Here is a 13,965-nt window from a genome sequence, read left to right on the forward strand (position 1 = left end):
CTCCTCGACGCCGCCGGTGATCGGTTCGCTACGGACGCATGCTATCCGTCCGCGGGGCGCCGCCTGTTGAGAGCCGCCCTGCTGAACCAGTAGGTGAGGAGCATGACCCAGAACAGGGACACGCCCAGTCCGCCCATGGCGCTCGATCCCGCGCCGGGCATGGAGACCACGATCAGCGAGTGGAGCCCCAGCAGTCCCACGGCGACCGCCATCGCGACCACCGGCCGGCAGCGGCGGGCCAGCAGCAGCATCGGCCGGCGCAGCCGCGCGGGCACTCTGCGCCGTACCCACACCGCCCAGCCCGCCCAGAGCGCCACCAGCATCAGGGCCGCCGTGATCTGGGCCGCTGTCGCGCTGCCGTCGCCGGGGATCCGTACCGTACCGAGGACCGCGACGACGAATCCGGCCAGCGCGACCCAGCGGGCGCCCGCCGCCACGCCCCAGGCCATGGACTCCAGATTGAACCGGGAGTCCCGGTCCTCCCCGTCGAGGGCGGCGGCCGTCGCGAAGCCCTCCGCCGCCGCGGTCCACGCCCCGCGCCGCCACCACCGGCGCCGCATCCGGAGCATCGCCAGATTGTTGTGCGCCTCGCCGCTCTGCGGGTTGAGCCGGAGCGCGGTGCGGTAGGCGAGTTCGGCGGTGCGGAAGTCCCGCAGGCGGTGGGCAGTGACCCCGACGAGGAAGTGCGCCGAGTCGTGCTCCGGCGCCAGCTCCGCGGCGCGCCGGGCGACGGCGTACGCCTCCGGGCGGCGGGAGCGGTCGCCGGAGCGGTCCAGGACCCAGGCGAGGGCCTGGTACGCGCCCCAGAAGTGCGGGGCGAGCCTGATCGACTCGCGGGCCGCCGCCTCGGCCTCGGCGTACCGACGCGCCCCGGCGAGCAGTTCGGCGCGCACGATCCAGCCGGAGAGCTGGCGGGGGTCGGCGCGCAGCGCCTCGTCGATCGCGTGCAGCGCGGTGGGACGGTCGTCGAGGGCGAGGGCGCAGCGGGCGAGCAGGACCCAGGCGCGCGCGTCGTCCGGGTGGCCGGCGAGATGGGCGGAGACGGAGGCTGCGGCCTGTTCGTACCGGCCGATCTCATGAAGCGCGCCGGCCCGCGTCAGCGCCTCGCTCACCGGAAACGGCCGGTGAACGAGCGGGCGGTGGTCGAGCAGGCGGTGGTCGAGCAGGCCTCGCCGGGACGGATGGGACGAGCGGGGCGGCCGGGACGAGCGGGGCGGCGGCCGGAGGTCACAGCTTCCGCTTCTTCTTCAGATAGGCCAGCAGATCGTCGTACATCCCGCCGTCGTTGGCGAACATGGCGACATTGCGGGCCGCGGCGAACCAGGGCTCCGTGGACGGCCGTATCTCCTTGGCCGCTGTCAGCAGGTCCGTCATATTGATCATGCGGACGGTGCCCGTACGGGCCGAGTCCAGCAGCGCGCTCTCCGAGGCGGACTCGCAGAGATGGGCGAGATCGGCGCCGGAGAAGTCCTCGGTGACCTTGACGAGCCGGCCCAGATCGACGGATTCGATGGGCCGGTCGCGCAGGTGGTACTTGAGGATCGCCTCGCGCGCGGGCGCGTCGGGCGGCAGGACGAGCAGGGTGCGGTCGAGCCTGCCGGGCCTGCGCAGGGCGATGTCCACATCCCAGGGGACATTGGTGGCGGCCAGCACGAACACGCCTTCATTGACCGCATCCACGCCGTCCAGTTCGGTCAACAACTGGTTGACGGTATTGCGCATCCCATTGTGCTGCGTACGGCTCCTCTTGGCGCCCAGTCCGTCCAGCTCGTCCAGGAACACCACACAGGGCGCCTGGCGGCGGGCTGTCTGGAACACCTCGTGCATATTGCGCTCGGAGTTGCCGATCCACATGTCCAGGACGTCATTGACCGACACGGACAGGAAACTCGCGCCCAGTTCGCCCGCGACGGCCCGGGCCACAAAGGTCTTGCCGCAGCCGGGAGGTCCGTACAGAAGCAGCCCGCCGCGCAGGCTCTTGCCGAACAGCCTGCGCAGTTCGGGGTTGCGCATCGGCGCCAGGAAGGCGGCTTCCAGACGGTCCTTGACCTCCCGCATCCCGCCGACATCGGCGAGGGTGACGGACCCCGGCGCATCGACGTCCCAGGCGGAGGCGGTGGCGGAGTCCTCGCCGCCGCCGTCGGAGGCGAGGGGCGGTTCCGGCGCCCGGTGCGGCGCGGACTCCTCGGGGGCGACGAAGCGGGGCGGGATCGCGTCGCTGATCTCCCGCTCGGCCGCGGTCCAGTCGAATTCACCCGCAGTGGACGGAGGTTGACGGGAAGCGTCCTCCTCCTTAGGAGGCGACGGAATTGGGGGAGACGGCATTGAGGGTGGCGGCGTTGGAGCTGTCGGCATTCCCATGGCGCGCAGCATCAGCGCCCGCGCGTCGGCGTCCCCCGGAGCGTGCTGGAGCGCCACGGCCGCCTCGGCCACCGCCTCCTCCGCGTGTCCGGCGCCGAGCAGCAGCTCGGCGAGATGGATCCGTAGCGGTACGTCGTCGGGGGCCGCGGCCACAGCGGCGCGCAGGCTCCGGATCAGCGGGGACTCGTCGGACATGTCACCACCCTATGAAGCGGCGGTGGGCCGCTGTCCAGTGGGTGGCGAGTACGGGCCGCCCGACCGGCCGCGGAAAGCACCGAAGGCCCGGGCGGCCGGCCGGAGGGCTCGCCGACTCGGAGGCTCAGGGCCTCAGGACCAGCGGCCGGTGCGGCCGAGCAGCAGGGCCGTGGCGGCCGTCCCCGCCGTCGAGGTGCGCAGGACCGTACGGCCCAGGCGGTACGGCTTCGCCCCCGCCTCCGCGAAAGCCGCCAACTCCTCGGGGGACACGCCCCCTTCGGGCCCCACCACCAGCACGATCCGGCCCGAAGCGGGCAACGGCGCCGTGGCCAGCGGTTCGCTGCCCTCCTCGTGCAGGACGGCGGCGAAGTCCGCGTCCGCGAGCAGCGCGGCCACCTGTTTGCCGGTCATGGCGTCCATGACCTCCGGGAACCGCAGCCTGCGCGACTGCTTGCCCGCCTCGCGCGCCGTGGCCCGCCACTTGGCGAGCGACTTGGCGCCCCGCTCGCCCTTCCACTGGGTGACACAGCGGGCCGCCTGCCAGGGCACGATGGTGTCGGCGCCGGTCTCGGTCATCGTCTCGACGGCCAGTTCGCCGCGGTCGCCCTTGGGCAGCGCCTGGACGACGGTGACCGAGGGCGAGGGCTCCGGCTCGGTCCGTACCTCGGTGACCGTGACCTCCAGCCGGTCCTTGCCCTCGACGGCGGCGACCGTCCCGTACCCGCCGGTGCCCGCGCCGTCCGTCAGGACGATCTCCTCGCCGACGCGCAGCCTCCGTACGGAGACGGCGTGGCGCCCCTCGGGGCCGTCGAGGACGACCGTACCGACGCGCGGCGCGCCGCCCTCGACGAGAAAGACCGGAGCGGTCACGAGGCGCTGCCCGCCAAGGAGGCGCGGGTCGCTTCGAGTTCGGTCTCCAGGACCTCGACAAGCTGTCCCGCGGGCAGTTCGCGGGCCATACGGTGGCCCTGTCCCGCCCAGAGCGCCATCCCCTGTGGGTCGCCCACCTTGGCCGCGGCCTTGCGCAGCCCGGAGGTGAGGTGGTGGACCTCGGGGTAGGCGGCCGGGGCGTACCGGCCGTGCTCCCGCATGAAGCGGTTGACCAGGCCACGGGCGGGCCGGCCGGAGAACGCCCGGGTCAGCTCGGTCCGTACGAACAGCGGATTGGTCATGGCCTGTTTGTGCACCACATTGGCGCCGGACTCCGGGCACACCAGGAACGCCGTGCCGAGCTGGGCCGCGTCCGCGCCCGCCGCGAGCACCGCCGCTATCTGGCCGCCGCGCATCAGCCCGCCCGCGGCCAGGATCGGAAGCTGCACGGCCTCCTTAACCTGGGTCACCAGGGACAGCAGCCCGATGCCGGCGCCGTCGGTCGCGGGGTCGTCGCGGTGCGTGCCCTGGTGGCCGCCGGCCTCGATGCCCTGGACACAGACGGCGTCGGCGCCCGACCACTGCGCGGCCTGCGCCTCTTCGGGGGTCGTCACCGTGACCACGGTGTACGTGCCGACGCGGGCGAGAGCGTCCAGGGTCGACCTGCTCGGGCAGCCCAAGGTGAAGGAGACGACCGGTACGGGGTCGTCGAGCAGGATCGCCAGCTTGGCCTCATAGCCGTCGTCCCGGCCGGCCTCGGGGTCGCCGAGCGGGGTCTCGTACCAGGTGGCCTCACCGGCGAGCTGGTTGCGGTAGACCTCCACGGCCGCGCGGTCGGCGGACTGCGTCTGGGGCATGAAGAGGTTGATCCCGAAGGGCTGGCCTGTCAGCCCGCGCAGCTGTTTGACCTCTTCGTACATGCCGTCCGCGGTCTTGTACCCGGCGGCGAGGAAGCCGAGCCCGCCGGCCTCGCAGACGGCCGCGGCGAGCTGCGGGCAGGAGGCACCACCCGCCATGGGGGCCTGCACGATCGGATACCGGCAGAGATCGGTCAACGCGGAGGACATGGAGGCATGGTGCCATGCCCTCCGGGACAGCTCCGAATCGGTCCGGGCGGTTGTCTACAATCGCCGGACGGGCCGCAAAAAACAGCCCGTCCGGCGATTGAGGACAGCATCGAGGCCAACAGGGCGCGCGCCTAACGCCCGTTGAACGCGTCCTTCAGGCGGGAGAACAGACCCTGCTGGCCGGGCTGGAACTGCCCCGTCGGGCGTTCCTCGCCCCGCAGTTTCGCCAGTTCCCGCAGGAGCCGCTCCTGCTCCGGGTCCAGCTTCGCCGGGGTCATCACCTCGACATGCACGATCAGATCGCCCCGGCCGCCGCCCCGCAGATGCGTGATGCCGCGCCCGTGCAGCGGGATCGACTGGCCCGACTGCGTACCCGGCCGTACGTCGATCTCCTCCATCCCGTCCAGCGTCTCCAGCGGGCACTTCGTACCGAGCGCGGCCGCCGTCATCGGAATGGTCACCGTGCAGTGCAGATCGTCCCCGCGCCGCTGGAACACCGCGTGCGCCAGCTCATGGATCTCGACATACAGGTCACCGGCGGGACCGCCGCCGGGCCCGACCTCGCCCTCGCCCGCGAGCTGGATCCGGGTGCCGTTGTCGACACCGGCCGGGATCTTGACCGTGAGCGTACGGCGGGAGCGGATGCGCCCGTCGCCCGCGCACTCGGGGCACGGCGTCGGCACGACCGTACCGAAGCCCTGGCACTGCGGGCACGGCCGCGAGGTCATGACCTGGCCCAGGAAGGACCGGGTGACCTGCGAGACCTCGCCGCGGCCACGGCACATGTCGCAGGTCTGCGCCGAGGTGCCGGGCGCGGCGCCCTCGCCGGAACAGGTCGTACAGACCACGGCCGTGTCGACCTGGATGTCCTTGGTCGTACCGAAGGCCGCCTCGTTGAGGTCGATCTCCAGCCGGATCATCGCGTCCTGGCCGCGCCGCGTCCGCGACCGCGGGCCGCGCTGCGACGCCGTACCGAAGAACGCGTCCATGATGTCCGAGAAGTTGCCGAAGCCACCGGCCCCGAACCCGCCGGCGCCGCCCCCGCCCCCGTTCGCCGAGAGGGGGTCCCCGCCGAGGTCGTAGACCTGCTTCTTCTGCGGGTCCGACAGCACCTCGTAGGCCGCGTTGATCTCCTTGAAGCGCTCCTGCGTCTTGGGATCGGGATTGACATCCGGATGCAGCTCGCGCGCGAGTCTCCGGAATGCCTTCTTGATCTCGTCCTGAGATGCGTCGCGGCGTACGCCGAGTACGGCGTAATAGTCCGTGGCCACTTACGACTCCGCCAGGATCTGTCCGACGTAACGTGCCACTGCGCGTACCGCTCCCATCGTTCCGGGGTAGTCCATGCGGGTCGGTCCGACCACGCCGAGTTTGGCGACTGCCTCGTCGCCCGAACCGTAGCCGACCGCGACGACGGACGTGGAGTTGAGCCCCTCATGGGCGTTCTCGTGCCCGATACGTACGGTCATGCCGGGGTCCTTGGCCTCGCCGAGCAGCTTGAGGAGCACCACATGCTCCTCCAGCGCCTCCAGCACCGGCCGGATGGTCAGAGGGAAGTCGTGTCCGAAGCGGGTGATGTTGGCCGTACCGCCGATCATCAGCCGCTCCTCGGTCTCCTCGACCAGGGTTTCGAGCAGGGTCGCGAGCACGGCGGACACCACGCCGCGGTCCTCCTGCTCGAACGAGTCGGGCAGGTCCTGCACAAGCTGCGGGACATCCGCGAACCGGCGCCCGACGATCCGGCTGTTGAGCCGGGCGCGTAGATCCGCGAGCGAGGTCTCGCCGAAGGGCGCGGGCGCGTCGATCATGCGCTGTTCGACCCGTCCCGTGTCCGTGATCAGGACGAGCATCAGCCGGGCGGGCGCGAGCGCCAGCAGCTCCACATGCCGCACCGTCGAACGGGTCAGCGAGGGATACTGCACGACGGCGACCTGCCGGGTGAGCTGGGCGAGCAGCCGTACCGTACGGCCCACGACATCGTCGAGGTCGACGGCGCCGTCCAGGAAGTTCTGGATGGCGCGGCGCTCCGGCGAGGACAGCGGCTTCACACCGGCCAGCTTGTCGACGAAGAGCCGGTAGCCCTTGTCGGTCGGGATGCGTCCCGCGCTGGTGTGCGGCTGGGCGATGAAGCCCTCGTCCTCCAGGACCGCCATGTCATTGCGGACAGTGGCCGGCGAGACACCGAGCTTGTGGCGCTCGGTGAGCGCCTTGGAGCCCACGGGCTCCTCCGTGCCGACATAGTCCTGGACGATGGCGCGCAGGACCTCGAGTCTGCGTTCGCTGAGCATCGCGCACACCTCCAGCTACGGTCGTGGTCCCGGGCCGTATCACTTCTTGCCGTGTCACTGCTTGGTACTTGGGCTTGGTACTTGGGCTGCTTGGTACTTGCTCTTGGCACTCGCTCACAGGGAGTGCCAACACTCCCCCCGTTAGTGTACGGCCGTGGGGTACACCCCTAGCAAGGGTGGCCGGGCACGGTAACGCCCGATCGCGCCGGTCGGCGGGGGCGCCGTTTCCGTAGCGTCCCGTAGCGTCCTGGTATGGACCTCTGCTGGGATCTCCGCTGGGAAGAGCACGGATGGGAGCGGCTGGCCCCCGGAGTGGGGCGGCGCCGGCTGCCGGGGTGGGACGCGACGGCCGGACTGGTCGTCGGCGAGGACTCCGTCCTGCTGTACGACACGGGCGCGACGCTCCAGGACGGCGCGGGGCTCCGGGCGGGTGTGCGGTCGCTGCTCGGCGAGCGGCGCGTGACGCATGTCGCACTGAGCCATCCGCACTTCGACCATGTGCTGGGGACGGCGACGTTCCCGGGGGTCGAGGTGTACGGGGCGGTGGGGATGGCGCGGCTGCTGTCGGGGGGCGGGCCGGGGCTGTACGAGGAGGCGGTACGGCTGGGGGCCGACGCGGACGGGACGGCGCGGGCGGTGGAGGCGCTGGTGGTGCCGCGGCACGAGGTGTCCGGGGAACTGGTGCTGGAGCTGGGCGGGGGGCGGCGGGCGGTGCTGGTGAATGTGGGGCCTGGGCATACGGCGCACGATCTGGCGGTGCTGGTGCCGGGGGCTTCGGCGGGGGCAGGGGCGGCTTCGGCGGGCTCTGGGGCTCCTGCGGCTCCTCCGGTGGTCTTCTGCGGCGATCTGGTGGAGGAGTCGGGTGAGCCGCAGGCGGGGCCCGACGCGATCCCGGCCCGCTGGCCGGCGGCCCTGGACCGGCTGCTGGCGCTGGGCGGCGAGGACGCGGTGTATGTGCCGGGGCACGGGGCGGTGGTGGACGCGGCGTTCGTACGGGCACAACGGGAGGCGCTGGCGCGGCGGTTCGGGGGGTCGTAGCGGTACTGGCGGGGTCGGCCCGAGACGGGGCCTGGATGCCGTAGCCGTTGTGGCGCGGGCGGCCTATCGTCTTGCGAATGCGTAGCTACAGCCCCGATCTGACGCCGCCGTGGAAGAAGTCCACGCCCGCGCCCGAGGTCCCCGCGGAACCGGATCTGGTGGTCGAGGAGGTGTCGACGGGCTTCTGCGGCGCGGTGATCCGCTGCGAGCGGACCGCGGAGGGGCCGACGGTCACCCTGGAGGACCGGTTCGGCAAGCACCGGGTGTTCCCTCTGGTTCCTGGCGGATTCCTGCTGGAGGGGCGGGTGGTCACCCTGGTCCGCCCGACAGCGGCGGGCCCGGTACGCCCGGCCCGTACGGCGTCCGGTTCGGTGGCCGTGCCGGGGGTCCGCGCGCGGGTGGCGCGGGCGGGCCGGATCTATGTCGAGGGCCGCCATGACGCGGAGCTGGTGGAGAAGGTGTGGGGCGACGATCTGCGCGTGGAGGGCGTGGTCGTCGAGTATCTGGGCGGCATCGACGATCTCCCCGCCGTCGTCGCCGAGTTCGGCCCGGCCCCCGACGCCCGGCTGGGCGTCCTGGTCGACCACCTGGTCCCGGGTACGAAGGAATCCCGCATCGCGGCACAGGTCACCGGCCCGGACGTGCTGGTCGTCGGCCACCCGTACATCGACATCTGGCAGGCGGTCAAACCGTCGTCCCTGGGCATCCCCGAATGGCCGACGGTCCCGAAGGGCGAGGACTGGAAGACGGGCGTCTGCCGGGCGCTGGGGTGGGGGGAGAACACGGGCGCGGCGTGGGGGAGGGTGCTGTCACGGGTCCGGACGTTCAGGGACTTGGAGCCGGCGCTGCTGGGTCGTGTGGAGGAACTGATCGACTTCGTCACGATGCCGGAGGGTTGAGCGGGGGGGGTGGGGCGCGGACGGCTGGTCCGGGACGCGCCCGTGCGGGGCGGCCTGGCTCGGTGCGCCGGCTCGCGGCGCGGTAGTACCTGGCCCGGGGCCGGCCCACAACCGGGGCAGGCCCGGGCCCCTGAGCGCACAGGCTCAGGGGCCCGGCTCGGTCGGCCCGGGACCCCGGCACCCCTGCCCGCGCGGGCGTGGGCGGTCGGGGGCTTTTCCCCACCCCGCCCCTTCCCGAACCCGGGGCAAGCCCCGGGACCCCGAACCGCGCTCTGCGGGCGCGGGGGGTGTGTTCAGGGGTACGAGTACCCCCGGGCCCCCGGAAACGGCAGCTCCGCGCCGCGTACCCGCGCGGAGGGCGGGCACGAGCGCCGCTGCACGGCGGGCGCAGCCCGCGCCGCGTCGGCACCGCCGACGGCGCCTCGGCGCGGGGCGCGCTGTGAGCGCACAGCGCGAGCGGCTGGGTACACAGGGGCCGCGCCAGGCGGCCCTCAGGCGGGCGCAGCCCACGCCCCGCCGCGGGCCCGCGGACGCCGACGGCGAGCAACCGCCCACAGGAGAACCCGCACCCCTGCATCCCACCCGCACGCGCGGAGCGAGTGGGTAACCCCGGCCCGCCGCCAGGCGGGCCGTCAGCGGGCGCCTCCCGGCGCACCCCGTCAGTCGACCAGGTCCCTCACTACCGCGTCCGCCAGTAGGCGGCCCCTCAGTGTCAGTACCGCCCTCCCCGCCTCGTACGGCTCCGGGGACAGCAGGCCCGCCGTTACCGCGCGGGCGGCTGCTGTCAGGCCCTCGCGGGTCAGGAGGGACAGCTCGCAGCCTGCGGACAGGCGGAGTTCGAGGAGGATGCGCTCCACCCGGCGGTCCTCCGCCGAGAGGATCTCCCGGCCCGCGCCCGGCGACCGGCCCGCCGCCAGTGCCGCCGCGTACGCACCCGGGTGCTTGACGTTCCACCACCGCACCCCGCCCACATGGCTGTGTGCCCCTGGCCCCGCGCCCCACCAGTCCGCGCCGCGCCAGTACAGCTCGTTGTGCAGACAGCGGGCCGCCTCCGAGGTGGCCCAGTTGGACACCTCGTACCAGGAGAAGCCTGCCTCCGCCAGCACCGCGTCCGCGATCAGATACCGGTCCGCGTGCTCGTCGTCGTCCGTCATCGGGACCTCGCCGCGCCGGATCCGCCGCGCCAGCCCCGTACCTTCCTCCACGATCAGCGCGTACGCCGAGACATGGTCGGGCCCCGCCCCCACCGCCGCCGCGAGCGAGTCGCGCCAGTCGTCGTCGCTCTCCCCCGGCGTGCCGTAGATCAGGTCGAGGTTCACATGCTCGAACCCGGCCGCGCGGGCCTCCGCCACGCACTCCTCCGGCCGTCCGGGCGTGTGCGTACGGTCCAGCACCTTCAGTACGTGCTGCTTCGCGCTCTGCATCCCGAAGGAGATCCGGTTGAAGCCGCCCTCCCGCAGCGCCGCCAGATACTCCGGACCGACCGATTCCGGATTCGCCTCCGTGGTGATCTCGGCGTCGTCCGCGAGCCCGAACTCGTCCCGGACGGCCCCCAGCATCCGTACGAGATCCGCGGCCGCCAGCAGCGTGGGCGTACCGCCGCCGACGAAGACCGTACGTACGGGCCTCGGGTCGTCGCCCAGCACCTTTCTGGCCAGCCGTACCTCGTCGACGAGGGCCGAGGCGTAGTTGTCGCGGGACGCCAGCACACCGCCCGAGCCGCGCAGCTCGGTCGCCGTGTACGTATTGAAGTCGCAGTAGCCGCAGCGGCTCGCGCAGTACGGAACGTGCAGGTAGAAGCCGAGCGGCCGGTCCGCCGCGCCCGTCAGCGCATGCGCGGGCAGCGCTCCGGTCTCGGGTACGGGCTCGCCGTCGGGCAGTGCGGAAGGCATGCGTCCAGTGTCCCGTACGGCGTCCAGTGCCCCGTACGGCGACCGCTGTCCCGTACGGGCCGGGCTGCCCGGTCCGCGCGGTTCCCGCGGCACCCCACTCCGTCGCCGGCCCACTCCGGCGATGGCCCGCCCCGGCGTCGGCCCGCCCCGGCGTCACTCCGCCTGGAGCACCAGCAGCGCCAGATCGTCCCCCGGCGGTGCCTCCGCGAACTCGTGCACCGCTTTCCGTATCCGGTCCGCGACCCCCTGCGCCGTCAGCCCGGCGCACTCCGCCAGCACCCGCGCGAGCCCGTCGCCGTCGTCGAACATCCGCGGCCCCGAGCGCCGCTCCGTCACCCCGTCGGTGACACAGAGCAGGGTGTCGCCGGGCTCCAGGTCGAACGTACGGCTCTCGTACGTGACGTCCTCCTCGACCCCGAGCAGAAGCTGCGGCTCCGCGGCGACCCGTACCGTCCCGTCGGGCCGCAGGAGCAGCGGCAGCGGATGGCCGGCGCTGGCGAGGGTGCACCGTACGCCGCCTCCAACGCCCGGCAGCGGCATCAGCTCCCCGTACAGCAGCGACAGGAAGCGCGCCTGCCCGCCGCCCTCGCCCGGAGCCGGTACGGCGCCCTGCGCACCCGCACCCATGCCCGCGCCACCAGCGCTGCCACTGCCGGTACCGGTACCAGGACTCGTCCCGGTCGCCGCGGCGACGACCAGGGACGCCGATTCGGCCGCCTCCGTCGCATCGTCGAGAAGCAGCCGGTTGAGCCGGTCGAGAACCCCGCCGACGCGATAGCCCTCCCGGGCCAGCAGCCGCAGCCAGGGACGGGCGAGGCCGGTGACGACCGCCGCCTCGGGGCCGCTGCCCTGGACATCGCCGAGCATGAAGCACCAGCGGTCGCCCGGCGGACAGGGGAAGACGTCGTAGAAGTCGCCGCCCGCGAGCCCCTCGTCGCTCGGTTCGTACACCAGGGAGCTGGCGACACCGGGGATACGGGCGACCTGGCTGGGCAGCAGACCGCGTTGCAGGACACGGCTGATGGTGACCTGGCGGCTGTAGCGGCGGGCCGCGCCGATGGCGAGGGCGACGCGGCGCGCGAAGTCCTCCACGAGGGCGGTCACTTCGTCGGGGACGCCGGCCCCGCCGGGTCTGCCGAGCATGAGGGTGCCGAGCGAGCGCCCGTTCGCGACGAGCCGGCAGGCGAGCGCGCCGTCGCCGCCGACGCCATCAGCGCCAGTGCCCTCGCCTCCGGTCGTATCGGCGCCGGAGTCCGTGGAGTTCGCGCCCGCGCCCGCCTCGGGACCAGCCGTCCCCGCACTGCCCGTACCGGAGCCCGTAGTACCCGTACCGCCACCGGCCCCCGTACCGCCCGCGCCGACGCCCGTACCGCCCGTACCGCCCCCGCCCGGCCACGGCACCCGTACCGCTCCGCCCCGCGGCAGGTCCGGCAGCCGCGGCGGCTCCTTCTCCAGGACCGCCCGCAGCTCCCCGGTCCTCGACTCGTCGGCGTGCCAGACCCGCGCGAGCCGGGGCGCGCTGCCCGCCTGCCCGCTCTCGCCGTCCAGCCAGACCGCGCACCAGTCCGCGAGCCGCGGCACCAGCAACTGCCCCGCCAGCGCAGCGATCAGATCCTCGTCGAGCTGCCCCGCGAGCAGTTCGGAGGCCTCCGCGAGAAACGACAGCGCGCCCCGGCCGACCCACTCGGGATCGTCCCGTACGGCGCGCCGCGACGCGGGCGCCAGGATCTCCGCGGCCCGCAGCCCCCGGCGCACCGCGGGTTCGGCCGGCTGGCCCGGCCCCGTGTCCCGGCCTTCGAGCGGCAGCCGGGCCCAGACGGTCTTGAGCCCCGGGCGGTAGGTGATGCCCCACCGCTCGGCGAGGGAGGCGACGAGATGCAGCCCTCTGCCGTACTCGGGCGTCCCGGACGGCCCCTGCCCCTCCGCGTCGCTCTGTATGACGCGCGCGGGATGGTGGTCGGAGACTTCGAGGACCAGGGCGGCCGGTTCCTCCACCGTCCCCGAGGCGTCCTCGGAGGCGTCTTCGAGGCGGCAGAGCAACTCGACGGTGGTCCCGGCGTGCACCACCGCGTTGGTGACGAGTTCGCTGACGATCACCGCCGCGTCGTCCGCGAGCAGGTCGGTGCTGTGCCGCCCGGGGGCGCACCCCCCGTCGCCCCGGCAGAAAGTACAGGTGGCCAGCAGGCCCTGGCCGGTCCAGTCGGCCAGCGCCGCGCGGGCGAAACGGCGCGCGGCGGACGGCGCGAGCGGGTTGCCGGGCAGGCTGGTACGTGATGTCGACCGCGCGCCCTGCCGTAACGGCACCGGAAGTGCCGGACGGTGCGACGGCTCGCGCGGAATCGGAATGGGCCCCACTGCGGCTCCTGATCCCGTTCTGGAGTTGTGCCACTTACGATCCCGACAGAGTGACAGACGGAGCGCGCCCATATGCGCCGAGTTATCGAAGTGGGCAGATATTTGCCCGAAGTTGGCAGAACGGCCAGGTCCCGGAGACTCCAGTGGGCACCCCCGCCACGGGCATCGGCGACACGGTCTCAAACCCCGGGAACGACGTGCGAAATCACGCCGGACAGAGCAGTCTTGCCCCGCCGGACGACAGCCGAGGGCCGGGGGCAGGGACCCGCAGCTCAAGGCCGCCGAAGGCCGGGGCCGGGAGCCGAGGGCCCCGAAGGCCGACAAGGAGACCCGGATGAGCAGGTCAACAGCCACCGTCGAGCGCGTGAGCATCCTTCTCGTCGATGACATGGAGGAGAATCTCGACGCGCTGGAAGCGGTCCTGGCCTCGCTGGACGAGACGCTCGTACGGGCCCGCTCCGGCGAGGAGGCGGTACGGGAGCTGCTGCTGCGGCCGTTCGCGGTGATCCTGCTCGATGTCCGGATGCCGGGCATGGACGGTTTTGAGACGGCCTACCGGATCAAACGGCTCGATCGCGCCAAGGACATACCGATCATCTTTCTGAACGGGCCCGAGTCCGGCGGCGGTTACGCCTTCCACGGATACGCCACGGGCGCGGCGGACTTTCTGGCCAAGCCCTTCGACCCCTGGGTGTTACGTGCCAAGGTCAGCGTCTTCCTGGATCTGCACCGCAAGAACAGGGAGGTCGAGCGGCTGCTGGCGCGGGAGCGCGGGCAGTTCGGGGAGATCGCGGACCGGCTGTCGTCGATAGAGGAGGCGTTGCGGCGGGGCGCGCCGGACGATCTCGCGGCGCTGGGCAAGCAGCTCGCCTGTATCAGCGACACGCTCTGCGAGCTGCGACGCGAACAGGAGCGGTAGCAGCCGCCGTTGACGCCCGACGGAACTCGGGCGCCGTTGAGGCCCGACGGAACTCGGGCCTCCCGGGTACCTCAGGCCACG

General features: G+C 72.8%; 11 protein-coding genes. 3 read left to right on the forward strand and 8 right to left on the reverse strand.

What is annotated here, in order from left to right:
* Positions 1 to 41 precede the first annotated feature (41 nt).
* The 6 genes from ACFU9P_RS16575 to hrcA all read right to left on the reverse strand — a co-directional run bounded on the left by ACFU9P_RS16575 (position 42) and on the right by hrcA (position 6,781).
* On the reverse strand, positions 42 to 1,112 hold the full coding sequence (locus ACFU9P_RS16575; RefSeq protein WP_384081111.1) for a tetratricopeptide repeat protein: 1,071 nt from the start codon (positions 1,110 to 1,112) through the stop codon (positions 42 to 44).
* 115 nt (positions 1,113 to 1,227) lie between these two features.
* A complete protein-coding gene (locus ACFU9P_RS16580; protein WP_384081114.1) occupies positions 1,228 to 2,556 on the reverse strand; it encodes an ATP-binding protein in 1,329 nt (442 codons plus the stop codon).
* A 132-nt stretch (positions 2,557 to 2,688) separates the two neighbouring features.
* Positions 2,689 to 3,426, reverse strand: a complete 738-nt coding sequence (locus ACFU9P_RS16585; protein WP_384081116.1) for a 16S rRNA (uracil(1498)-N(3))-methyltransferase — start codon at positions 3,424 to 3,426, stop codon at positions 2,689 to 2,691.
* Entirely contained in the window at positions 3,423 to 4,493 is a 1,071-nt protein-coding gene (locus ACFU9P_RS16590; RefSeq protein ID WP_376384739.1) for a nitronate monooxygenase, read from the reverse strand. The genes ACFU9P_RS16585 and ACFU9P_RS16590 overlap by 4 nt, the downstream gene beginning before the upstream one ends.
* 131 nt (positions 4,494 to 4,624) lie before the next feature.
* The gene (gene dnaJ / locus ACFU9P_RS16595) at positions 4,625 to 5,764 is read right to left on the reverse strand and encodes a molecular chaperone DnaJ (protein ID WP_376384736.1); all 1,140 of its coding nucleotides are present in this window, start codon (positions 5,762 to 5,764) and stop codon (positions 4,625 to 4,627) included.
* Positions 5,765 to 6,781, reverse strand: a complete 1,017-nt coding sequence (hrcA, locus tag ACFU9P_RS16600; RefSeq protein WP_376384733.1) for a heat-inducible transcriptional repressor HrcA — start codon at positions 6,779 to 6,781, stop codon at positions 5,765 to 5,767.
* Positions 6,782 to 7,033: 252 nt separating this feature from the next.
* On the opposite strand from hrcA, the gene ACFU9P_RS16605 reads away from it, so the two are divergent.
* Entirely contained in the window at positions 7,034 to 7,819 is a 786-nt protein-coding gene (locus ACFU9P_RS16605) for an MBL fold metallo-hydrolase (RefSeq protein WP_384081121.1), read from the forward strand.
* Between the two features lie 77 nt (positions 7,820 to 7,896).
* On the forward strand, positions 7,897 to 8,718 hold the full coding sequence (locus ACFU9P_RS16610; RefSeq protein ID WP_384081124.1) for a DUF3097 domain-containing protein: 822 nt from the start codon (positions 7,897 to 7,899) through the stop codon (positions 8,716 to 8,718).
* Between the two features lie 659 nt (positions 8,719 to 9,377).
* On the opposite strand, the gene hemW is transcribed toward ACFU9P_RS16610, so the two are convergent.
* Together hemW and ACFU9P_RS16620 are read right to left on the reverse strand one after the other, a co-directional pair.
* Positions 9,378 to 10,610 (reverse strand): radical SAM family heme chaperone HemW, encoded by a 1,233-nt coding sequence (gene hemW, locus ACFU9P_RS16615; RefSeq protein WP_384081127.1) that lies wholly within the window; start codon positions 10,608 to 10,610, stop codon positions 9,378 to 9,380.
* 153 nt (positions 10,611 to 10,763) lie between these two features.
* Positions 10,764 to 12,965 carry a SpoIIE family protein phosphatase gene (locus ACFU9P_RS16620; RefSeq protein WP_384081130.1) on the reverse strand — a complete coding sequence of 734 codons (2,202 nt, stop codon included), beginning with the start codon at positions 12,963 to 12,965 and terminating at the stop codon, positions 10,764 to 10,766.
* Between the two features lie 334 nt (positions 12,966 to 13,299).
* Between ACFU9P_RS16620 and ACFU9P_RS16625 the strand changes: the two genes are divergently transcribed.
* A complete protein-coding gene (locus ACFU9P_RS16625) occupies positions 13,300 to 13,884 on the forward strand; it encodes a two-component system response regulator (protein ID WP_384081133.1) in 585 nt (194 codons plus the stop codon).
* The last annotated feature ends 81 nt before the right edge of the window (positions 13,885 to 13,965 follow it).

Origin of the sequence: Streptomyces sp. NPDC057617 (assembly GCF_042800555.1) — a bacterium.
GTDB lineage: Bacteria > Actinomycetota > Actinomycetes > Streptomycetales > Streptomycetaceae > Streptomyces.